Here is a 20,094-nt window from a genome sequence, read left to right as displayed (position 1 = left end):
GTTTCTTATTCCAGCCTGTTACTGCTGGCTTTCACGCTCAGCAATAAACGCCAGCGCTTTGTTGATACGCGCTACGCTACGGCTCTTACCAATCGCATGAACGGTGACATCCAGGCCCGGAGACTGACCTGCGCCGGTGACGGCCACACGCAGCGGCATCCCGACTTTACCCATGCCCACTTCCAGCTCATCAGCGGTTGCCTGAATCGCGTGATGCACGTTTTCTGCGGTCCACTCAGTGATGGCTTCCAGTTTATCGCGCACCACTTCCAGCGGCTGACGTGCCACCGGACGCAAGTGTTTCTTCGCCGCATCGGCATCGAACGCATCAAACTCTTCATAGAAGTAATGGCAGCTCGCCGCCATTTCTTTCAGCGTTTTGCAACGCTCGCCCAGCAGAGTCACCAACTCAGACAGCTGCGGGCCATTGCGGGTATCGATGTTTTCCTGCTCGATGTGCCACTGCAGATGGGTCGCAACATATTCCGGCGCCATCGAATTAATGTAGTGGTGGTTCAGCCACTGCAGTTTTTCGGTATTGAATGCACTGGCAGATTTGCTTACTGCACCCAGAGAGAACAGTTTGATCATCTCTTCACGGGTGAAGATTTCCTGATCGCCGCTGGACCAGCCCAGACGCACCAGGTAGTTCAGCAGTGCTTCCGGCAAATAACCGTCATCGCGATACTGCATTACGCTCACCGCGCCGTGACGCTTGGAAAGCTTTTTGCCGTCGTCGCCGTTAATCATCGACACGTGCGCATACACCGGTACCGGCGCGTTCAACGCTTTCAGAATGTTAATCTGACGCGGGGTGTTGTTGATATGATCTTCACCACGGATAACGTGGGTGATTTCCATATCCCAGTCATCAACCACAACGCAGAAGTTGTAAGTCGGGGAACCGTCGGTACGGCGGATGATCAGGTCATCCAGCTCCTGGTTGCTGAATTCGATTGGGCCACGGATTTGGTCGTCAAAAATGACGGAGCCATCCTGCGGGTTAGCAAAACGCACCACGCACGGCTCATCATCAGCATGATGCTCATGACCGTGGCGGCAGCGGCCGTCGTAACGTGGCTTCTCGCCATTAGCCATTTGTTCTTCACGCAGGGCTTCCAGACGCTCTTTCGAGCAATAGCATTTATATGCAGTGCCCGCGACCAGCATCTCGTCAATAGCCGCGTTATAGCGATCGAAACGTTTGGTCTGGAAATACGGGCCTTCGTCCCACTCCAGGCTCAGCCAGTTCATGCCATCCATAATTGCTTCGATGGCTTCCGGCGTAGAGCGCTCGAGATCGGTGTCTTCAATACGCAGCACGAACTCACCGCCGTGGTTGCGAGCAAAAAGCCAGGAGTAAAGAGCAGTACGCGCACCGCCGACGTGCAGATAGCCTGTCGGGCTTGGCGCGAAGCGAGTTTTGATTTTCATGAAATGGCCTTACGTTTAGGACGTTGCCGACAGCCGGCGGATCCTCAATAAAAATAATGCTGATATTCTATCACTCCCGCCTGAATCCTCAACGTTCATCCCTGTGAATCACTGCGCTTAGCTGATTTTGTTTATAAATCATGCGCCACGGAACGATTCGCGATCGTTTTGTTTAATTTTACGACGAACGAAAAAAATCTTTGGAAAAGGCGTTGACTCATTTTCAACTCTCCCTATAATGCGACTCCAACACAGCGGGGGTGATTAGCTCAGCTGGGAGAGCACCTCCCTTACAAGGAGGGGGTCGGCGGTTCGAACCCGTCATCACCCACCACTACTTTTGTAGTCTCCGCCGTGTGAAGCAGTAAATGTAAGAAATTGAGAAGTGGGTGATTAGCTCAGCTGGGAGAGCACCTCCCTTACAAGGAGGGGGTCGGCGGTTCGATCCCGTCATCACCCACCAATTTCTCGCCAGCGCGTTTCTTACATGAAGTACCGAAGTGGGTGATTAGCTCAGCTGGGAGAGCACCTCCCTTACAAGGAGGGGGTCGGCGGTTCGATCCCGTCATCACCCACCACTTCGGGTCGTTAGCTCAGTTGGTAGAGCAGTTGACTTTTAATCAATTGGTCGCAGGTTCGAATCCTGCACGACCCACCAATGTAAAAAGGCGCCCTAAAGGCGCCTTTTTGCTATATGCGATTCGGGCAGGATGAGAACCTGCTGCAGGTTCGACAAAATCGTCGGGAACGATTTTGCATCACCGCTAGCGGTGACCCGCAGGGCGAGTCTCAGGATGAGACGAGTGATATCCTGCACGTCTCTCCAGACTTCCCCTCTCAATTCTTTTTCCTCAAGCCCAACACCATTCTGCCGATAACTCTGTTTTCCGTATTGAAAGGAACGCATGATGGCGGCAATTTCGTTACCCTCTTCTTCTGCACCCGGTCTGCAAACGACAACCGTTACCGCCAGTCCGCAGGGCACTGACGCGTCTTCTCAAATCACTCGTATCACTCAGCAAATAACCAAACTGACCCAACAGCTGAAAACCATTGCTGACGGCAGCGGTGATGCGGATGAAAAACAGAAGCAGGCGGAGATGATTCAGGAACAAATCACGATGCTTGAAGCGCAGCTGGCGCAGATCCAACGCCAGCAGGCCGAAAAAGAGCAGCTGCAAGCGACGCCTTCAACTCCAGCCACCGGAGTAAACAACCCGTCGGATGACCATCAGATTGATATTTATGTCTGATACAGCGGGTCGTGGGCACGGGCAGCAGTAAGCGCCTGGGCCTGTTGTCCGACGACATCCCACAAAGCTTGTGCCGCGGTCGAAAGCGAACGGTTTTTACGTCTCGCCAGCATCAATTGCCGATCAACAACTGGTGTCAGGCGTTTAACCATCAGCTGACTGCCCTGCGGCAACGGCAGCGCCAGCGCGGGTAAAATGCTGATCCCAATTCCGGCTTCGACCATCGGGAAAAGCGTCGCCGGATGCCCAATCTCCTGCACAATATTGGCCTCGATGGCATGATACGCGAGTGCGGCGTCGATCAGAGGTCGGCTGCCTGACGCATAATCCTGCAACACCATCCTGGTCCCCTGCAACGCCTGCCACTCAACGCTTTGAAGCCCGGAAAAAGGATGATCGCCCCGGCACAACACAAAAAACGGCTCTGACAGAATCGGCTCACACTGCAAGTCCCCCACTGCACCCGGGTCTATCACAATCCCAAAATCCACTTCACCCTGACGAATACTCTCCAGCACCCACCGCTGCGGTCGGTCGTGAAGCACAAAATCAATTTCAGGATAACGCTGATTACTGGCCGCGATGCATTGCGGGATCAGATGTGCCGAAATGGTTTGGCTCGCCGCCACCCGCACGGTGCCCGCGAGCTGCTGGCCGACGCGCCCGGCTTCAAGCAGAGTACTGTTCAGTTCGTCAAGCAAACGCTCAAGCCGAATTGCCAGTTGCTGCCCGGCTTCGGTCAGCACCACTTCTCGCGTGGTGCGGTCGAGCAGCTTCACGCCGGTCTGATGCTCCAGCTCTTTCACACTGTGACTCACCGCCGACTGGCTCAGGCCAATCATCTCCCCTGCCCGGCTAAAGCTTTTGGCCCGGGCAACGGTAATAAACACTTTCAGCTGACGCAGGGAATAATTCATCTGTTTAATTCATCAATGGATGCAATAAATCAATTTTATTTCTCAAAGCAGAGAAAGCACAATAGCGGCATCGACTTTCAGGAGCGTTTATGAAACTTTTCCGCATTCTCGACCCTTTTACACTGACGCTGATTAGCGTCGTTCTGCTGGCTTCCCTGTTTCCCGCTCGCGGCGGATACGTGCCTTTCTTTGAAGGCCTGACCACTGCCGCCATTGCACTGCTGTTCTTTATGCACGGTGCCAAACTCTCCCGCGAAGCGATTATCGCTGGGGGCAGCCATTGGCGACTACATCTCTGGGTAATGTGCAGCACCTTCGTGGTGTTCCCCGTACTCGGTGTGCTTTTTGCTCTCTGGGCGCCCATCAATGTCGATCCGACACTCTATAACGGCTTCATTTATCTGTGCATTCTGCCCGCTACCGTGCAGTCTGCCATTGCGTTTACGTCGATGGCGGGCGGTAACGTCGCGGCGGCGGTGTGTTCCGCGTCGGCATCCAGCCTGCTCGGGATTTTCGTTTCGCCGCTGTTGGTTGGGCTGCTGATGAATCTGCACGGTGCGGAAGGCAGTCTGGAGCAGGTCGGCAAAATCATGCTGCAACTTCTGCTGCCGTTCGTGTTGGGCCATCTGTCCCGGCCGTGGACCGCCGCCTGGGTGTCGCGTAACAAGAAGTGGATTTCCAAAACGGACCAGACATCGATTCTGCTGGTCGTTTACTCCGCCTTCAGTGAAGCGGTGGTCAACGGAATCTGGCACAAGGTTGGCGTCGGGTCGCTGCTGTTTATCGTGGTGGTGAGCATTGTGCTGCTGGCGATTGTGATTGTCGTGAACACGTTTGTGGCACGTAAATGCGGTTTTAACAAAGCCGATGAGATTACGATTGTATTCTGTGGTTCGAAAAAGAGCCTGGCCAACGGTATTCCGATGGCCAATATTCTCTTCCCGACCGCAATGATCGGAATGATGGTGCTGCCGCTGATGATTTTCCATCAGATCCAGCTGATGGTCTGTGCGGTGTTGGCGCGTCGCTATAAACGCCAGACGGATGAACTGCTGGCCAAAAACGCCGTTGACGAGGCGAAAGCTTAACGGCTGCGCTTGAGGGGCTGAACCAGATGGGTCAGCCCCTCCGTTTTAATCAGCAGCGTGATGGCCATCAGTTCCCCGAGCCGCCCGGCGGGAAATTCATCCTTACGGGCAAACCACAGCAAATATTCCTCCGGCACATCAATCAGCATCCGGCCTTTGTATTTACCAAACGGCATCTCAGTGTTGGCGATTTCAATCAGCTGCTCTTTTTCCACGTTACACTCCTAACAGGCGCAGCATTTCCGCTTCGTCGATGACGTCAATGCCTAGCTCTTGAGCTTTCGCAAGCTTCGAGCCCGCGGCCTCACCGGCAATCACCAAATCTGTTTTCTTCGATACGCTGCCCGCCACTTTCGCCCCGAGTTCAACCAGACGCGCTTTGGCATCGTCACGTGACATCTGACTCAGGCTGCCGGTCAGCACTACAGTTTTCCCGGCGAACGGGCTGTCAATCTCTTCGGCATTGATGACCACCGGCGCAGGCCAGTGAACGCCTTCAGCCTGAAGCTGTTGAATCACGTCGCGGTTGCTCTCTTCAGCAAAAAAGTTGAACACATGGGTAGCGACGACAATCCCGACGTCCTGCACCTTTTGCAGATCCTCGATGGAGGCGGCAATCAGTGCATCCAGCGTGCCGAAATGCGCCGCCAGGCCTGCGGCTGTCGCTTCACCCACTTCACGGATACCGAGCGCATACAGGAAACGCGCGAAAGTCGTTTCTTTCGATTTTTCCAGCGCGCTGACCACATTCTGCGCCGATTTCGGCCCCATGCGATCGAGTCCGGTTAGCTTGCCTGCGGTTAAACGGAACAGATCCGCCGGGGTCTGGACGTACTCTTTCTCGACCAGCTGATCGATAATTTTGTCGCCCATGCCGTCGACATCCAGCGCCCGACGCGAGACAAAGTGCTTTAACGCTTCTTTACGCTGTGCCCCGCAAATCAAACCGCCGGTGCAGCGAGTAACGACTTCACCGTCCACACGCTCGACGTCAGACCCGCAGACCGGGCAATGTGCTGGAAACTCAACGGCACGCGTATCATCCGGCCGCTCTGACAGCACCACGTTGACCACCTGCGGGATGACATCCCCGGCGCGGCGGATAACGACCTTATCGCCAATACGCAGGCCCAGACGTTCAATTTCGTCGGCGTTATGCAGCGTGGCATTGCTCACCAGTACGCCAGCAACCTGCACCGGCTCCAGACGCGCCACGGGCGTTATAGCCCCGGTGCGTCCGACCTGAAATTCCACATCGCGTACGAAGGTCATTTGCTCCTGCGCAGGGAATTTAAACGCCACCGCCCAGCGCGGCGCACGCGCCACAAAGCCCAGCTGTTCCTGAAGCTCCAGCGAATCAACCTTGATAACCACGCCGTCGATATCAAACCCGAGCGTTGGGCGGTCTTCTTCAACCTTATGGTAGTAAGCGAGTACTTCCTCCGGAGAGCTGCACAGCTTAACGCGGTTGCTGACCGGCAGGCCCCAGGCTTTAAACTGCTGCAAGCGGCCAAGATGGCTGCCCGGCAGTTCGCCGCCTTCCAGAACGCCCACGCCGTAGCAGAAGAAAGTAAGCGGTCGCTTCGCGGTGACGCGTGGGTCAAGCTGGCGCAGAGAACCTGCCGCTGCATTACGCGGGTTAGCAAACAGTTTGCCGCCGGTCCGACGCGCGTCTTCGTTGATTTTCTCAAAGCCCGCTTGCGGTAGGAACACTTCGCCACGCACTTCCAGACGCGCAGGAATATTGTCGCCACGCAGCTTCAGCGGAATCGCACGGATGGTGCGCACGTTGGCCGTAATATCTTCGCCGGTAGTACCATCGCCGCGCGTTGCCGCCTGAATCAGTACGCCGTTTTCATACAGGATGCTGACGGCCAGGCCATCGAGCTTCAGTTCGCAGCAGTAGGTCAACGCATCAGTGCTTTTCAGTCGGTCCTGCACGCGCTTGTTAAAGGCGACAAAACTCTCTTCGTCGAAGACGTTATCCAGCGACAGCATAGGCACTTCATGCCGAATCTGGCTGAACGAAGTCAGCGGCGCGGCGCCTACGCGCTGCGTTGGTGAATCAGGGGTAATCAGCTCGGGGTGTTGCTGTTCCAGCTCGCGCAGTTCGCGCATCAAGCGGTCGTATTCGACGTCCGGCACTTCCGGCGCATCCATTACGTGATAGAGGTATTCGTGATGGCGAAGCGTGGTTCGCAGTTCAGTAAGTTGTTGTTCGATTGGTTCCATATCCCACCATCAATGATAAAAAACCCCCGACAGGCGGGGGTTCAGGAAGGGGTGTGATACGCCGGGCGTTTATGCGTTGGCGTCTTTCACTTCGCGGATACGATCCTGATACTCACGCACCTTCTGCGGGGTGATCATTCGGCGCTGATCGTCCAGCACCACACCACCGACTTCATCCGCGATGTACTGCGCAGATTGCAGCATCAACTTGAAGTTTTGTAGCTCGTCACCGTAAGACGGCACCTGCATGAAGATGGTCACGCCAGGCGTTTGCATGTCGACCATGTTTTCCGGGTCGAATGTCCCCGGCTTCACCATGTTCGCGAGGCTGAACAGCGCCGGGCCACCGCCGCCAGGATTCAGATGGCGATGGTAAATATTCATGTCGCCGAAGACGAAACCGGTCTGCTCAACGCTGTTACGCAGCAGTTCGCCATTGATATGCGACCCTTGATGCGCGGCAACACTCAAGACGATAACCGTCTCTTTGCGCTCCTGTTTCACCGGCTGCGGTTCTACAACAGGCTGAGCAATTGACTGCTGAGCGACAGGCTGCTCTACCGGCGCAGGCTGATGGGCATGCGGCTGCGGTACAGGCTGCTGTGGCACCTGAGGCTGCTCCGGCTGCTGATACTGAGGCACAATCGTCTGTTGTGAAACAGGCTGCTGCGCGGCAACAGGCTGCTGCACAGGCTGCTGCTGCTCCGGTGCCTGATGAACCGGCGGCTGTTGACGCACTGGCTGTTGCTGCGGCTGAGGTGGCTGACGTAACGGCTCTTCCTGGCTAACGGGCTGCTGCGGTACCTGACGCTCGTAAGGCGGCTGGTACTGATGCTGCGGCGCCTGCCGGTTAGCGTCTTGCTCACCGGCATGTACGTTTTGGGCAGGGTTCACCCGGTGAACACGAACTTCACCTACGCCTTCAACCTCGTCATCGAAGCTGTCGTCATCCGACTCATCGTCGTTACGCGATTTCATGCGTTTCATTGGGCGATCGCGGAACATAGAAGAACGTTCTTTGCGACTGGTCCAGAAACCGTGAACCAGCAATGCAATTATGGCGATCGCGCCAACAATGATTAATATCAGACGCAAATCCTGCATCATTATATTCTCTGTTGTTCTAACACCTTGCCACCACGGCAAACATTTACTCACTAAGAGTATTTGCCCATTACGTCAAGTGCAAGTGCGTACCAGGAATTCGGAGCATAAAGATGAACCAAATCGTGCTTTTTGCTGTTTTTTCGAACATTTCCTAACTGGATATCGTCTGGCAAGCCGATAATATAGGCGCGCAATGACCAGGACTTTTCTAAAAGGAGTATCACCTGACCATGGTTTCAACCTCTGCACCCCGTAGTGGGGTTTACTACTTTTCACAGGGCTGGAAACTGATCACCCTGCCGGGCATTCGCCGTTTCGTGATCCTGCCTTTGCTGGTGAACATCGTGCTGATGGGCGGCGCGTTCTGGTGGCTGTTTAGCGAACTCGGTAACTGGATCCCGGCGTTAATGGGCCACGTTCCTGACTGGCTGCAGTGGCTAAGCTATTTGCTGTGGCCGATTGTGGTGCTTTCCGTTCTGCTTGTTTTTGGCTACTTATTCTCAACCATCACCAACTGGATTGCCGCCCCGTTCAGCGGCCTGCTGGCTGAACAGCTCGAAGCGCGTCTGACGGGAGCCACTCCGCCCGATACCGGCGTGCTGGGCGTGATGAAAGACGTGCCGCGCATCATGAAGCGCGAATGGCAAAAACTGGCATGGTATTTACCGCGAGCGTTGATTCTGCTGGTGCTGTACTTCATTCCGGGCATCGGCCAGACCGTCGCTCCGGTACTGTGGTTCCTGTTCAGCGCCTGGATGATGGCCATTCAGTACTGCGATTATCCATTCGATAACCACAAAGTACCATTCAAAACGATGCGTGAAGCACTGCGCGCACGCAAAGTCACCAATATGCAATTTGGTGCGCTGACCAGCCTGTTCACGATGATCCCGGTGCTAAACCTGGTTATTCTGCCCGTCGCCATTTGCGGGGCCACCGCCATGTGGGTGGATTGCTATCGCGACAAGCACGCCGTCTGGAAATGATTGTCATCTGTATATAAAAGTAAAAAAGGGGTGGCGTGTGCCATCCCTTATTCCATACTGATAACCTTTATTTCACATCAGCATATCGATATACGAAAACTTTCCTTCCGCATCATGACCATCCGCGTATGCTGGTGTCGTTCCCAAATTTCATACAGTTAAGGACGGGCTATGAGTAAGATTTTTGAAGATAACTCGCTGACAATCGGTCATACGCCGCTGGTTCGACTGAACCGAATCGGTAATGGACGCATCCTCGCGAAGGTGGAGTCACGCAACCCGAGCTTCAGCGTCAAATGCCGAATCGGGGCCAACATGATTTGGGATGCCGAAAAACGTGGCGTGCTGAGACCGGGTATCGAACTGGTTGAACCGACCAGCGGTAACACCGGGATTGCGCTCGCTTACGTTGCCGCTGCGCGTGGCTACAAGCTGACGCTGACCATGCCAGAAACCATGAGCGTTGAACGCCGCAAGCTGCTGAAAGCGCTGGGGGCGAATCTGGTTCTGACCGAAGGTGCGAAAGGCATGAAAGGTGCCATTCAGAAAGCTGAAGAAATTGTGGCGGACAATCCTGAAAAATTCCTGTTGCTGCAGCAATTCAGCAACCCGGCCAACCCGGAAATCCACGAAAAAACGACCGGCCCAGAAATCTGGGAAGACACCGACGGTCAGGTCGATGTCTTTATCTCGGGTGTGGGCACCGGCGGCACCCTGACAGGCGTCACGCGCTACATCAAGGGCACCAAAGGCAAAACCGACTTGATTAGCGTCGCGGTTGAACCGACCGACTCACCGGTTATCACCCAGGCGCTGGCGGGCGAAGAGATCAAACCAGGTCCGCACAAAATTCAGGGTATCGGCGCGGGCTTCATTCCGGGCAACCTTGATCTGAAACTTATCGATCGTGTCGTCACCATCACCAACGAAGAAGCCATCTCTACCGCACGTCGCTTGATGGAAGAAGAAGGCATTCTGGCAGGCATATCTTCAGGTGCAGCGGTCGCAGCAGCGCTGAAACTGCAGGAAGATGAAACCTTTACCAATAAGAACATTGTGGTTATCCTACCGTCCTCAGGTGAGCGTTATTTAAGTACCGCATTGTTTGCAGATCTCTTTACGGATAAAGAATTGCAACAGTAATGCCAAATGTAAAAATATGACGAAAAAAGCACCCGATAGGGTGCTTTTTTGTGGCACAGGTCATACTTTTGGTCCGCCCGGCATTGCTTCCCCCCGTCGGGTCTGGTATTTAACCATCACAATTATTTTGATGCGCGAAATTATTCAATTCAGGATTTCCGCTTGCTGAATCGATTTTATGATTTGGTTCAAATCTTGCTTTCGCGGCATAATGTTTAATGACGAGCTAAACGTCACCGGCCAGAAGTGCCTGCCAGGATCGCGTCAGACCTTCTGTATCGCTTTCGTATCCGCCGGCGCTAATCTATACAGGCTAAAGTGTAGCCGCCAGGCTAGACTTTAGTTCCACAACACTAAACCTATAAGTTGGGGAAATATAATGTTCCAGCAAGAAGTTACCATTACCGCTCCGAACGGTCTGCACACTCGCCCTGCCGCTCAGTTTGTTAAAGAAGCTAAAGGCTTCGCTTCTGAGATCACCGTGACCTCCAACGGCAAAAGCGCTAGCGCTAAGAGCCTGTTCAAACTGCAGACTTTGGGTCTGACCCAGGGCACCGTAGTGACCCTCTCTGCAGAAGGCGAAGACGAGCAGAAAGCAGTTGAGCATTTAGTTAAGCTGATGGCTGAACTCGAGTAAGTTCAAGAGTTCTTTTTAAAATCAGTCACAAGTAAGGTAGGGTTATGATTTCAGGCATTTTAGCATCCCCGGGTATCGCTTTCGGCAAGGCATTGTTGTTGAAAGAAGATGAAATTGTCATCGACCGGAAGAAAATTTCTGCCGATAGCGTCGACCAGGAAGTTGAACGCTTTCTGAGTGGTCGCGCTAAGGCGTCCGCGCAGCTGGAAGCGATTAAAACGAAGGCTGGCGAAACGTTCGGCGAAGAAAAAGAAGCCATCTTCGAAGGCCACATTATGTTGCTGGAAGATGAGGAGCTGGAGCAGGAAATCATAGCCCTGATTAAAGATAAGCACATGACTGCTGATGCAGCAGCGCATGAGATTATCGAAGGTCAGGCGACTGCTCTGGAAGAGCTTGATGATGAATACCTGAAAGAACGTGCGGCAGACGTACGTGACATCGGTAAGCGCCTGATGCGCAACATCCTCGGTCTGGCAATTATCGATTTGAGCGCTATTCAGGACGAAGTTATCCTGGTCGCGAAAGATCTGACGCCTTCTGAAACCGCACAGCTGAACCTGAACAAGGTGCTGGGTTTCATCACCGATATCGGTGGCCGTACTTCCCACACCTCAATCATGGCGCGTTCCCTTGAACTGCCAGCGATCGTGGGCACCGGCAGCGTCACCACTGACGTGAAAACCGGCGACTATCTGATCCTCGATGCGGTTAACAACAAAGTTTACGTTAACCCGACTAACGACGAGATCGAAGCGCTGCGTAAAATTCAGACTCAGGTTGCTGAAGAGAAAGCTGAACTGGCAAAACTGAAAGACCTGCCAGCAATCACTCTCGATGGCCACCAGGTTGAAGTCTGTGCCAACATCGGTACCGTTCGTGATGTCGACGGTGCAGAGCGCAATGGCGCTGAAGGTGTCGGCCTGTACCGTACAGAATTCCTGTTCATGGACCGTGACTCGCTGCCAACTGAAGAAGAACAGTTCGCTGCATATAAAGCCGTAGCTGAAGCCTGTGGCTCTCAGGCGGTCATCGTCCGTACCATGGACATCGGCGGCGACAAAGAGCTGCCGTACATGAACTTCCCGAAAGAAGAGAACCCATTCCTGGGCTGGCGTGCAATCCGTATCGCTATGGATCGTAAAGAGATCCTGCGTGATCAGCTTCGTGCCATCCTGCGTGCTTCCGCTTTCGGTAAACTGCGCATCATGTTCCCGATGATCATCTCTGTTGAAGAAGTGCGTGCACTGAACAAAGAGATCGAAATCTTCAAACAGGAACTGCGTGACGAAGGTAAGGCATTTGACGAAACAATCGAAGTTGGCGTGATGGTGGAAACACCTGCGGCGGCGACTATTGCCCGTCATCTGGCCAAAGAAGTTGACTTCTTTAGTATCGGAACCAATGATTTAACACAGTACACCCTGGCGGTTGACCGTGGTAATGATATGATTTCGCATCTCTACCAGCCAATGTCTCCTTCTGTCCTGACGCTTATCAAGCAAGTTATTGATGCTTCTCATGCTGAAGGCAAGTGGACTGGCATGTGTGGTGAGCTTGCAGGCGATGAACGTGCTACACTTCTGTTGCTGGGTATGGGTCTGGACGAATTCTCTATGAGCGCCATTTCCATCCCGCGCATTAAGAAGATTATCCGTAACACGAACTTCGAAGATGCGAAGGTTTTAGCAGAGCAGGCTCTTGCTCAACCGACAACGGACGAGTTAATGACGCTGGTTAACAAGTTCATTGAAGAAAAAACAATCTGCTAATCCACGAGATGCGGCCCAAATTACTGCTTAGGAGAAGATCATGGGTTTGTTCGATAAACTGAAATCTCTGGTTTCTGATGATAAGAAAGACACCGGAACTATTGAGATTGTTGCCCCGCTCTCTGGCGAGATCGTCAACATCGAAGACGTGCCGGATGTTGTTTTTGCTGAGAAAATCGTGGGCGATGGCATTGCTATCAAACCGACCGGCAACAAAATGGTTGCGCCGGTTGATGGTACTATCGGTAAAATCTTTGAAACCAACCACGCGTTCTCAATCGAGTCCGACAGTGGCATTGAGCTGTTCGTTCACTTCGGTATCGATACCGTTGAACTGAAAGGCGAAGGTTTCAAACGTATCGCGGAAGAAGGCCAGCGTGTCAAAGTTGGCGATCCGGTCATCGAGTTCGATCTGGCACTGCTGGAAGAGAAAGCCAAGTCTACCCTGACTCCGGTTGTTATCTCCAACATGGACGAGATCAAAGAGCTTATCAAACTGTCCGGTAGCGTGACCGTGGGTGAAACTCCGGTTATCCGCATCAAAAAATAATTGATGCCGCATGGATAGAAAAATGGCGCCTTCGGGCGCCATTTTTGTTTCTGTCGTGGAGAATTATCGCGGCGGAAGAATCAGTTCGTCATACCCTTTCTCAAGGGTGTAAGCCATCACATCAACGACACGACTGCCCGCTAAATGCACTGCCTCCTGCAACGTTTTCCCCTGCACTACCGCGCTGATTAACTCCGAGCAGAACAAATCGCCCGTTCCTTTCAAATCAGTCGCCACGCGGGGCCAGCCGCTGATGTCCACGCTGTCTGCTGTCACCAGCACCACGTGAATGTCATTATCATCCGCGACCGGTGCGCTGGTAATGGCCACCCATTTCAGCGTCTCTGACAGCAGGCTTTTAGCTGCGATAATCGCCTCGTCCAGCGTCTCGCACGGTTTGCCACTCAGCACGCCAAGCTCGAACACGTTTGGCGTAATGCCCTGCGCCAGCGGCAGCAAATGTTCGCAGTACGCTGCCGGAATTTCTGGCTTCACGTACACGCCACTGTCGGTATCGCCGATCACCGGGTCCACCAGAATCATCATTTGTGGATGCTTTTCGCGCATCGCTTTCAGCCACTGGGCCAGAATCGCAATTTGGCTGGCGCTGCCCATGTAACCTGTGGTCACCGCTTTCAGTTCACGCAGCGCATCACGCTCTTCGAGCGCACGCAAATAACCGCTGAACCATTCATCAGGTATCACGCCACCGTAAAAGGTATCGTAATGCGGCGTATTGCTGAACAGTACCGTTGGCACCGCCAGTACGTTCAGATGGTGCTGTTTGATATTCGGTACCGCTACGCTGTTACCCACGCTGCCGTACACGACCTGAGACTGCACGGCCACAATATCGGCCTGCTGCGCCCGGGTTTTATCCCGGAATAGAATCATTTCCATGACCGTTAAATCCCCGCCCCCTGACTGTAACTCTCTTCACCGAACACACCGGTCGATAAATACCGATCGCCGCGATCGCAGATAATCGCCACCACCACCGCGCCCGGATTGGCTTTCGCCACCCGCAGCGCACCGGCAACCGCGCCACCGGAACTCACACCGCAGAAAATACCTTCCCGCACCGCCAGTTCACGCATGGTATTTTCCGCATCACGCTGATGAATATCCATGACCTCATCCACCAGAGAAGCATTAAAAATTCCCGGCATGTATTCCGCAGGCCAGCGGCGAATGCCCGGAATGCTGCTGCCCTCTTCCGGCTGTAGCCCCACAATAGTCACGCTTTTATCCTGCTCGCGCAGAAAACGCGACACCCCGGTAATGGTGCCGGTGGTGCCCATGCTGGACACGAAATGCGTCATCCGTTGCTCAGTTTGCTGCCAGATTTCCGGCCCGGTGGTGGTGTAATGTGCAAACGGGTTATCCGGATTATTAAACTGGTCGAGCAATTTACCTTCGCCACGGGTGGCCATTTCCAGTGCTAAATCGCGTGCGCCTTCCATGCCCTGCTCTTTGCTGACCAGAATCAGCTCAGCCCCGTAGGCGCGCATCGCGGCCCGGCGCTCCTGGCTCATGTTGTCGGGCATCAGCAGTTTCATGCGATAACCCTTCAGCGCGGCGATCATCGCCAGCGCAATACCGGTGTTGCCACTGGTGGCTTCAATCAGTACGTCGCCCGGTTTGATTTCACCGCGTTTTTCCGCCTGCACAATCATTGATAGCGCGGCACGGTCTTTCACCGACCCCGCCGGATTGTTGCCTTCCAGTTTGACCCAGATTTCACTGCCATTATCAGGCGTGAGGCGCTGGAGTTTAACTAATGGTGTGTTGCCAATGGTTTGTTCTAATGTATTCACGTTCCGGTCCAGACTTGCAAAGAAAAAGCGGCCACGCGGGCCGCTTGCTCAGTGTGATGTCGTTAAGCTATCAGTCTGTGTAAGTCAGGTCTACCGATTCATCAGGCAAATACTCAACGCGATATTCTCCTGATCCGCAGTGCGCCGACCATTCACCGTTATCATGAGCAAAATTCAACGAGCCGCCGGTGATAATTTCCCTGGCCGCAGGGAGCTTAACGGTCGCCGTGGTGTTCGCCGGAATGCGGAATGTCAGCACCACACGCCCCTTTTGCGCCTGCCAGTTCACCGCGATATCGCCATAAATCGACTGATAGCGCGCGTCCATCCAGCTCAGGCCACCACCGGGTAGGGGTGAAATAACGATATGCTTAAACCCTGGAGCCGTTTCGTCCGCCTCCATGCCCGCCACGGTGCGATACAGCCATTCACCCACAGCACCGTAGGCATAGTGGTTGAACGAATTCATGTCCGGGCTCCACATCGAACCATCGGGTTTGATGCCGTCCCAGTGCTCCCAGATAGTAGTGGCCCCGGCTTTTACCTGATATAGCCACGACGGGAAATCGTCCTTCAGCAACAGCGACCAGGCTTCTTTTGGATGTTGATTCTGGCTCAACGCGTGGCAGAAATACGGCGTGCCGAGGAAACCGGTAACCAGATGCCCGTCATGTTGGTGAAGCAGTTCCACTAGCGTATTTGCCGTGCGCTCACGCAACGCGTCCGGCACCAGGTTGAAACAGAGCGCGAGAATATGCGCCGTCTGGGTCCGGGCAGTCATATCCCCATCGGCGGTAAAGAATCGCTGGCGGAAGCGTTCCACAATCCGTTCATGCAAAGCATCGTAATAACGATGATCGTCTGTGCGTTCGAGTACCTTTGCCGTTTTCGCCAACAGCTGGGTGGAATTGGCGTACCAGGCCGTACAAATCAGATCTTCCGGCGTGGCGCCGAAATAGCTGCCCTCTTGCGCATCCAGCGCCACCCAGTCGCCAAACTGTAGCTTGTAGCGCCAGATATCGTTATCCGAATGGGTCTGCATAAAATCGACCCAGCCTTTCATGCTGGCATACTGATTTTCCAGCACCCGTTTATCGCCGTACATCAGGTACATCGTCCACGGATTGACCACTGCAGCATCGGCCCAGCCCGTCGCGGAATGCGTGCCCCCTTCCGCGAGAAACTTATCCTGGTCACAGTGTCCGGTGAGAATGTCCGGAATGACGTGCGGCACACCGCCTTCCGGTGTTTGATCGGCTTTCAGATCAACCAGCCACTTGGCAAAGAAAGTTTGGGTTTGCATCAGATAGCTCGCCGTCCGGCAAAATATCTGCGCATCACCGGTCCAGCCCAGGCGTTCATCACGCTGAGGGCAATCAGTCGGCACATCAACAAAGTTACTTTTCAGTCCCCAGAGGATGTTGTGGTGTAGCTGATTTAACTCCGGATTTGAACAGGAAAAATGCCCAGTGGCGGCCATATTGGAATGGATAACAATGGCGGTAAACTGGCTCAGGTCCAGCTCGCCCGGAAATTCTTCCACCTTCACATAGCGGAAGCCCTGCCAGCTAAAGCGCGGGTGCCAGGTTTCATCCCCTTCGCCTTTCAGAAAATATTCCGTTGTCTGTCTGGCGGTGCGCAGGTTATCGAGGTACACGTTGCCGTTGGCATCCAGCGTTTCAAAGTGGCGCAGCACCACTTTATCGCCCGCTTTGCCACGCACGCGAAACGCCACCCAACCACTCATGTTCTGACCGAAATCGAGAACCTTATCGCCTTGCGGGGTAATTATCAGCGCCTTCGCCGCCAGCCGTTCCATCTGGCGAACCGTCCCCGCCCCCTGTGCCTTCAGCGTATGATTATCCCAATCGACGATGCTGACCGCCCGCCATGACGCATCGTTAAAATCAGTCTGACTCCAGCCCACCTGAACCCGACGGGCATCGAACCGCTCTCCGTCATAAATCTCAGCAAACTCACGCGCGGAATCGCTGCCTCGCCATGATCGGTCCGACCCAACAACCTGCCGTGAGCCATCGTCATACTGAATCACCAGTTGGCACAGCAGCGCGGTTTGTTCGCCGTAATAGTTACGGTGGCGGCTAAAGCCCATATCGCCTTTAAACCAACCCGCGCCCAGCTCCGCGCCGATAACGTTCTCACCCTGATTCAACATACCGGTGACATCATAGGTTTGGTACAGCAAATGATGACGATAGCTGGTCCATCCCGGCGTCAGTTCATCGTTGCCGACGCGTGCACCGTTCAGGAATAACTGATAGATACCAAGCGCTGTCGCGTGTACCCAGGCAGCGGCAATCGCTTTGGTCGGCGACAGTGAAAACGCGTTTCGCAGCAATGTGGCTTTCGACTCCGCCTTGTCACTGAGCGACTCAGCAGAGATGAATTCCGCCCGCCACGGCGTGTCGAGCAGGCCCGTGACCAGCTCCGAGGAAGGGCTCCAGCCGCTGGACTCGCCCTGATTATCGCTAATGCGAACCCGCAGATAATAGCGGGTGGAAGACAACAGCGGCGTAACCTCCAGCTCGAGGTTACTGGACTGCGCGCTGATAACCTCCCCGCTGTCAAAAATCAGCGCTGAAAAATCAGCCGACGTACTGCACTGCAGATGCCATGAACGTTGCAGAACATCGCGTCTGTCGCTGTCAATTTTCCAGCCGACAACGGGAAAGCGATCGACGCCGCATAATGTGGCTTCACCGTCCAGCGTGATATGACTGACTGAAAGCATAATCAAAGACTCCTGAGGTAAGTGAGATTAATTCGTCGTTGAGCTTTGCGCCGCAGCGGACAACGCGTCAGGCTGCCGGGAAGCGACAATGTCGGCCTCGCTGGAAAACTCATTGCGCGGCTTACCGTGGAAGCACAGCCAGCCGATAAACATGCCCGATGCCACGATGGCAGTCAGAAGGGTGTAGAGAACGGTCGGTCCGGCATCGAGCAGAACCGGTGTAACAAACGCCAGAATGCCGCAGGTTAAACGAGCAATCCCAACAATCGCGCCCTGCGCCGTGGCTCGCAACATGGTCGGGAAGGACTCCTGCGACCAGACTTTCATCATCCCTTCAAAGGCCATCCCGCTGCCAATGGCGGTAAACAGTAAAAAGCACAGCCAGGAAGCAGGAGAAAAGTGCAACAGCACCGGCATAAGGAATCCGCCGGCGAAAAAGCAGGCTCCGATGATAAACACCGGCATTCGATTTTTGGTGTCCACCATCTTCATAAACAGCAGGCCTGAAAGCACGCCCACCGGCATAACCAGCAGGTTCCACAGCGCATTTTTTTCAACGCTGATCCCCACCACGTTCACCGCGACATATGCCCCGAACTGCCCGCCGGTATTGGCCGCCAGATTGGTGAACATGTAAAACAGGCATAGCGCGATAAAGGGCCACAGATATTTGCCGCGAAACAAGTCGGCGTAAGAATTTTTTTGCGCACGCACGGTGGCTTTTCCGCCAAGGCGTTCTTTATGAGCCACGAGCCACATCGGTGATTCCGGCAGCGACCAGCGTAATATCAGCAGCACTCCGGCCACGAGGCCGACATGTAAATAGAGAATTTGCGCCCCGGTTTTACCCCAGCCACCCGCCACGGCTGAAATCGCCATGGTGGTGCAAATACCCGCAAACCACAGCAAATTCGACAGGCCGATAATTTTGCCGCGATTTTTATCCGTCGCAGCCTCTGAAATCGTCGCCAGGGAAACGGGAAGATCAGCCCCTGTTGCTAACCCGACAAAAATCGTGCCGATAAGTAATGCGGAAAAAGACGAACTGAAAGCCAAAAGCAATGTGCCAATCGCCACCATTGCCATCGTAATAATAAACACCCTGCGCCTGCCGTAATAATCGCCAAGGCGACCGCCAAAAAATGCGCCCAGCGCAATACACAGAGTCAGCACCCCGGAAAGCACGCCAATTTCTGCGGCAGTTGTTCCGAGCGTTTTTTGATAAATAACCAGCGCAGTGCCATTAGAAACAATCGCTGCCGAATCAATATAAGAAGCCATACCGGAAACCACCCCGACATACCAGGGGTTCGGTTGTTTAATATCAGGCATAACAGACACTCCATTTATGTTATTGGAATAATGCACGGATTCCTGAATTAAAAATATTGGACATCAGTTTTTTAAAAATAAAAAATCGCCAGCCAGATAGCGTAACAATGGCTGAATTAAATTCATGCGATACAATTACAACCAATAAACCTTATTCACTCTCCTGTTGAATAGAGGTGCTTCGTTGACGCTCTTGCGAAGGCGTGCGTGAAAAATGACGACGATAGGCTTCAGTTAATCTCGGAGGATTCATAAACCCACAGGTCGTGGCAATTCGACTCACGGGAATATCTGTCGTTCGCAACAACTCCTGCGCTTTTAGCAGACGATATAATTGCTGAAACTTCTCCGGCGTTTTTCCTGTCATCTCATGGAAGAAGCGGTACAGTGTGCGCAGCGCAATGCCCCCCTCTTCGCAAACCCCTTTCCAGTTAATCTCCTGAGCATAATTCTGTCGAATATGATCCAACAGATACACTTTGCCTTTTGCTTCTGCGGCTGGCATTTTACTGGCCTGATTTCCCTCACACAAAACCGTCAGGATCTGCAAAAGTGACGACTCGGTACTGGAAAAATAGCAGCTATCAAAAACATCATCCCGCCGACTGCTGATATTTTCAGCCAGTGTAATAATCTTGTTTAACGATGATTCTGACAGTGACTGATAGCGAATAGTGAACGGACGGGTATCATCGCTGATCGACTGAATCATCCCCTCAATATTCTTAATATAATTAAATGAGCGCTCCCGATGAATTAACACATTAATCAGGGATAGTTCACTGGTGGCTTCATAATAGTGAATATCATTCGCGGTGACGTAAAAGAAATCACCTCGACGGATCATTTCCGCGTGGTCATTCACGATATGAAAACCGCTACCGCTGCGCACAATCACCAGTTCATCAAATTCATGCCCATGAAGATCGGCCATCGCCTGATTGTTCAGCATAAACACACAAAACGCATGGGCATCGGAGGGGAAGAAATCTTCACACTGCTTAATATCGACCATGCCTACCTCACGAGAATGTGGTTATATCCTTACGTTTAATATGACTTAAATTTCCTGTG

General features: G+C 53.5%; 17 protein-coding genes, 4 tRNA genes and 1 other RNA gene. 12 read left to right on the top strand and 10 right to left on the bottom strand.

Features of this window, described 5'->3' with window-relative positions; all coding sequences use genetic code 11:
• Positions 1-18: 18 nt before the first annotated feature.
• Positions 19-1,434: a glutamate--tRNA ligase gene (gene gltX / locus MUU51_RS15460; protein ID WP_159770029.1), complete on the bottom strand. Its 1,416-nt coding sequence runs from the start codon at positions 1,432-1,434 to the stop codon at positions 19-21.
• Between the two features lie 258 nt (positions 1,435-1,692).
• Here gltX and MUU51_RS15455 point away from each other — a divergent pair.
• From MUU51_RS15455 to MUU51_RS15430, 6 genes are all read left to right on the top strand, one after another.
• Positions 1,693-1,768 (top strand) — tRNA-Val (locus tag MUU51_RS15455).
• A gap of 53 nt (positions 1,769-1,821) precedes the next feature.
• Positions 1,822-1,897 (top strand) — tRNA-Val (locus MUU51_RS15450).
• A 39-nt stretch (positions 1,898-1,936) separates the two neighbouring features.
• Positions 1,937-2,012, top strand: a tRNA-Val gene (locus MUU51_RS15445).
• 4 nt (positions 2,013-2,016) lie between these two features.
• Positions 2,017-2,092 (top strand) — tRNA-Lys (locus MUU51_RS15440).
• 31 nt (positions 2,093-2,123) lie between these two features.
• A non-coding RNA gene (locus tag MUU51_RS15435) (RtT sRNA) lies at positions 2,124-2,260 on the top strand.
• Between the two features lie 82 nt (positions 2,261-2,342).
• Positions 2,343-2,687: a FlxA-like family protein gene (locus MUU51_RS15430; RefSeq protein WP_159770780.1), complete on the top strand. Its 345-nt coding sequence runs from the start codon at positions 2,343-2,345 to the stop codon at positions 2,685-2,687.
• Here the strand turns inward: MUU51_RS15430 and MUU51_RS15425 are convergent.
• Positions 2,678-3,604 (bottom strand): LysR family transcriptional regulator, encoded by a 927-nt coding sequence (locus MUU51_RS15425; RefSeq protein ID WP_159770026.1) that lies wholly within the window; start codon positions 3,602-3,604, stop codon positions 2,678-2,680. The two genes, MUU51_RS15430 and MUU51_RS15425, sit on opposite strands and share 10 nt — an antisense overlap.
• 89 nt (positions 3,605-3,693) lie before the next feature.
• On the opposite strand from MUU51_RS15425, the gene MUU51_RS15420 reads away from it, so the two are divergent.
• Positions 3,694-4,692 (top strand): bile acid:sodium symporter family protein, encoded by a 999-nt coding sequence (locus MUU51_RS15420; protein WP_258968077.1) that lies wholly within the window; start codon positions 3,694-3,696, stop codon positions 4,690-4,692.
• Here the strand turns inward: MUU51_RS15420 and MUU51_RS15415 are convergent.
• From MUU51_RS15415 to zipA, 3 genes are all read right to left on the bottom strand, one after another.
• Complete coding sequence (locus tag MUU51_RS15415; RefSeq protein ID WP_125353576.1) at positions 4,689-4,907, bottom strand: DUF3820 family protein; 219 nt, start codon at positions 4,905-4,907, stop codon at positions 4,689-4,691. The two genes, MUU51_RS15420 and MUU51_RS15415, sit on opposite strands and share 4 nt — an antisense overlap.
• 1 nt (position 4,908) lies before the next feature.
• Positions 4,909-6,924, bottom strand: a complete 2,016-nt coding sequence (gene ligA, locus MUU51_RS15410) for an NAD-dependent DNA ligase LigA (protein WP_159770020.1) — start codon at positions 6,922-6,924, stop codon at positions 4,909-4,911.
• Between the two features lie 69 nt (positions 6,925-6,993).
• Positions 6,994-8,031 carry a cell division protein ZipA gene (gene zipA / locus MUU51_RS15405; protein WP_258968076.1) on the bottom strand — a complete coding sequence of 346 codons (1,038 nt, stop codon included), beginning with the start codon at positions 8,029-8,031 and terminating at the stop codon, positions 6,994-6,996.
• A 230-nt stretch (positions 8,032-8,261) separates the two neighbouring features.
• On the opposite strand from zipA, the gene cysZ reads away from it, so the two are divergent.
• From cysZ to crr, 5 genes are all read left to right on the top strand, one after another.
• On the top strand, positions 8,262-9,017 hold the full coding sequence (gene cysZ, locus MUU51_RS15400; RefSeq protein WP_159770017.1) for a sulfate transporter CysZ: 756 nt from the start codon (positions 8,262-8,264) through the stop codon (positions 9,015-9,017).
• Between the two features lie 171 nt (positions 9,018-9,188).
• Entirely contained in the window at positions 9,189-10,160 is a 972-nt protein-coding gene (gene cysK / locus MUU51_RS15395; protein WP_258968075.1) for a cysteine synthase A, read from the top strand.
• Between the two features lie 379 nt (positions 10,161-10,539).
• Positions 10,540-10,797, top strand: coding sequence for a phosphocarrier protein Hpr (ptsH, locus tag MUU51_RS15390; protein WP_110509083.1), 258 nt, complete (start codon positions 10,540-10,542; stop codon positions 10,795-10,797).
• Between the two features lie 44 nt (positions 10,798-10,841).
• Positions 10,842-12,569: a phosphoenolpyruvate-protein phosphotransferase PtsI gene (ptsI, locus tag MUU51_RS15385; RefSeq protein WP_110509081.1), complete on the top strand. Its 1,728-nt coding sequence runs from the start codon at positions 10,842-10,844 to the stop codon at positions 12,567-12,569.
• A 40-nt stretch (positions 12,570-12,609) separates the two neighbouring features.
• Positions 12,610-13,119 (top strand): PTS glucose transporter subunit IIA, encoded by a 510-nt coding sequence (crr, locus tag MUU51_RS15380; RefSeq protein ID WP_110509079.1) that lies wholly within the window; start codon positions 12,610-12,612, stop codon positions 13,117-13,119.
• 63 nt (positions 13,120-13,182) lie between these two features.
• On the opposite strand, the gene pdxK is transcribed toward crr, so the two are convergent.
• The 5 genes from pdxK to MUU51_RS15355 all read right to left on the bottom strand — a co-directional run bounded on the left by pdxK (position 13,183) and on the right by MUU51_RS15355 (position 20,035).
• Positions 13,183-14,019, bottom strand: coding sequence for a pyridoxine/pyridoxal/pyridoxamine kinase (gene pdxK, locus MUU51_RS15375; RefSeq protein ID WP_258968074.1), 837 nt, complete (start codon positions 14,017-14,019; stop codon positions 13,183-13,185).
• Between the two features lie 5 nt (positions 14,020-14,024).
• Complete coding sequence (gene cysM / locus MUU51_RS15370) at positions 14,025-14,936, bottom strand: cysteine synthase CysM (protein ID WP_110509075.1); 912 nt, start codon at positions 14,934-14,936, stop codon at positions 14,025-14,027.
• Between the two features lie 70 nt (positions 14,937-15,006).
• Positions 15,007-17,688, bottom strand: coding sequence for a glycoside hydrolase family 78 protein (locus MUU51_RS15365; RefSeq protein ID WP_258968073.1), 2,682 nt, complete (start codon positions 17,686-17,688; stop codon positions 15,007-15,009).
• Between the two features lie 27 nt (positions 17,689-17,715).
• A complete protein-coding gene (locus MUU51_RS15360) occupies positions 17,716-19,020 on the bottom strand; it encodes an MFS transporter (RefSeq protein WP_159770005.1) in 1,305 nt (434 codons plus the stop codon).
• Between the two features lie 151 nt (positions 19,021-19,171).
• A complete protein-coding gene (locus MUU51_RS15355) occupies positions 19,172-20,035 on the bottom strand; it encodes a helix-turn-helix domain-containing protein (protein ID WP_258968072.1) in 864 nt (287 codons plus the stop codon).
• Between the last annotated feature and the right edge of the window lie 59 nt (positions 20,036-20,094).

Source organism: Scandinavium manionii (genome assembly GCF_024764775.1).
In the GTDB taxonomy this organism is placed as follows: domain Bacteria; phylum Pseudomonadota; class Gammaproteobacteria; order Enterobacterales; family Enterobacteriaceae; genus Scandinavium; species Scandinavium manionii.
This window is presented reverse-complemented; position numbering and strand designations above follow the sequence as displayed.

Bases quoted from the DNA above. Each gene is read 5' to 3' on its own strand.
- gltX (WP_159770029.1), bottom strand. From the start codon at position 1,434: ATGAAAATCAAAACTCGCTTCGCGCCAAGCCCGACAGGCTATCTGCAC.
- MUU51_RS15430 (WP_159770780.1), top strand. From the start codon at position 2,343: ATGGCGGCAATTTCGTTACCCTCTTCTTCTGCACCCGGTCTGCAAACG.
- MUU51_RS15425 (WP_159770026.1), bottom strand. From the start codon at position 3,604: ATGAATTATTCCCTGCGTCAGCTGAAAGTGTTTATTACCGTTGCCCGG.
- MUU51_RS15420 (WP_258968077.1), top strand. From the start codon at position 3,694: ATGAAACTTTTCCGCATTCTCGACCCTTTTACACTGACGCTGATTAGC.
- ligA (WP_159770020.1), bottom strand. From the start codon at position 6,924: ATGGAACCAATCGAACAACAACTTACTGAACTGCGAACCACGCTTCGC.
- zipA (WP_258968076.1), bottom strand. From the start codon at position 8,031: ATGATGCAGGATTTGCGTCTGATATTAATCATTGTTGGCGCGATCGCC.
- cysZ (WP_159770017.1), top strand. From the start codon at position 8,262: ATGGTTTCAACCTCTGCACCCCGTAGTGGGGTTTACTACTTTTCACAG.
- cysK (WP_258968075.1), top strand. From the start codon at position 9,189: ATGAGTAAGATTTTTGAAGATAACTCGCTGACAATCGGTCATACGCCG.
- ptsH (WP_110509083.1), top strand. From the start codon at position 10,540: ATGTTCCAGCAAGAAGTTACCATTACCGCTCCGAACGGTCTGCACACT.
- ptsI (WP_110509081.1), top strand. From the start codon at position 10,842: ATGATTTCAGGCATTTTAGCATCCCCGGGTATCGCTTTCGGCAAGGCA.
- crr (WP_110509079.1), top strand. From the start codon at position 12,610: ATGGGTTTGTTCGATAAACTGAAATCTCTGGTTTCTGATGATAAGAAA.
- pdxK (WP_258968074.1), bottom strand. From the start codon at position 14,019: ATGGAAATGATTCTATTCCGGGATAAAACCCGGGCGCAGCAGGCCGAT.
- MUU51_RS15365 (WP_258968073.1), bottom strand. From the start codon at position 17,688: ATGCTTTCAGTCAGTCATATCACGCTGGACGGTGAAGCCACATTATGC.
- MUU51_RS15360 (WP_159770005.1), bottom strand. From the start codon at position 19,020: ATGCCTGATATTAAACAACCGAACCCCTGGTATGTCGGGGTGGTTTCC.
- MUU51_RS15355 (WP_258968072.1), bottom strand. From the start codon at position 20,035: ATGGTCGATATTAAGCAGTGTGAAGATTTCTTCCCCTCCGATGCCCAT.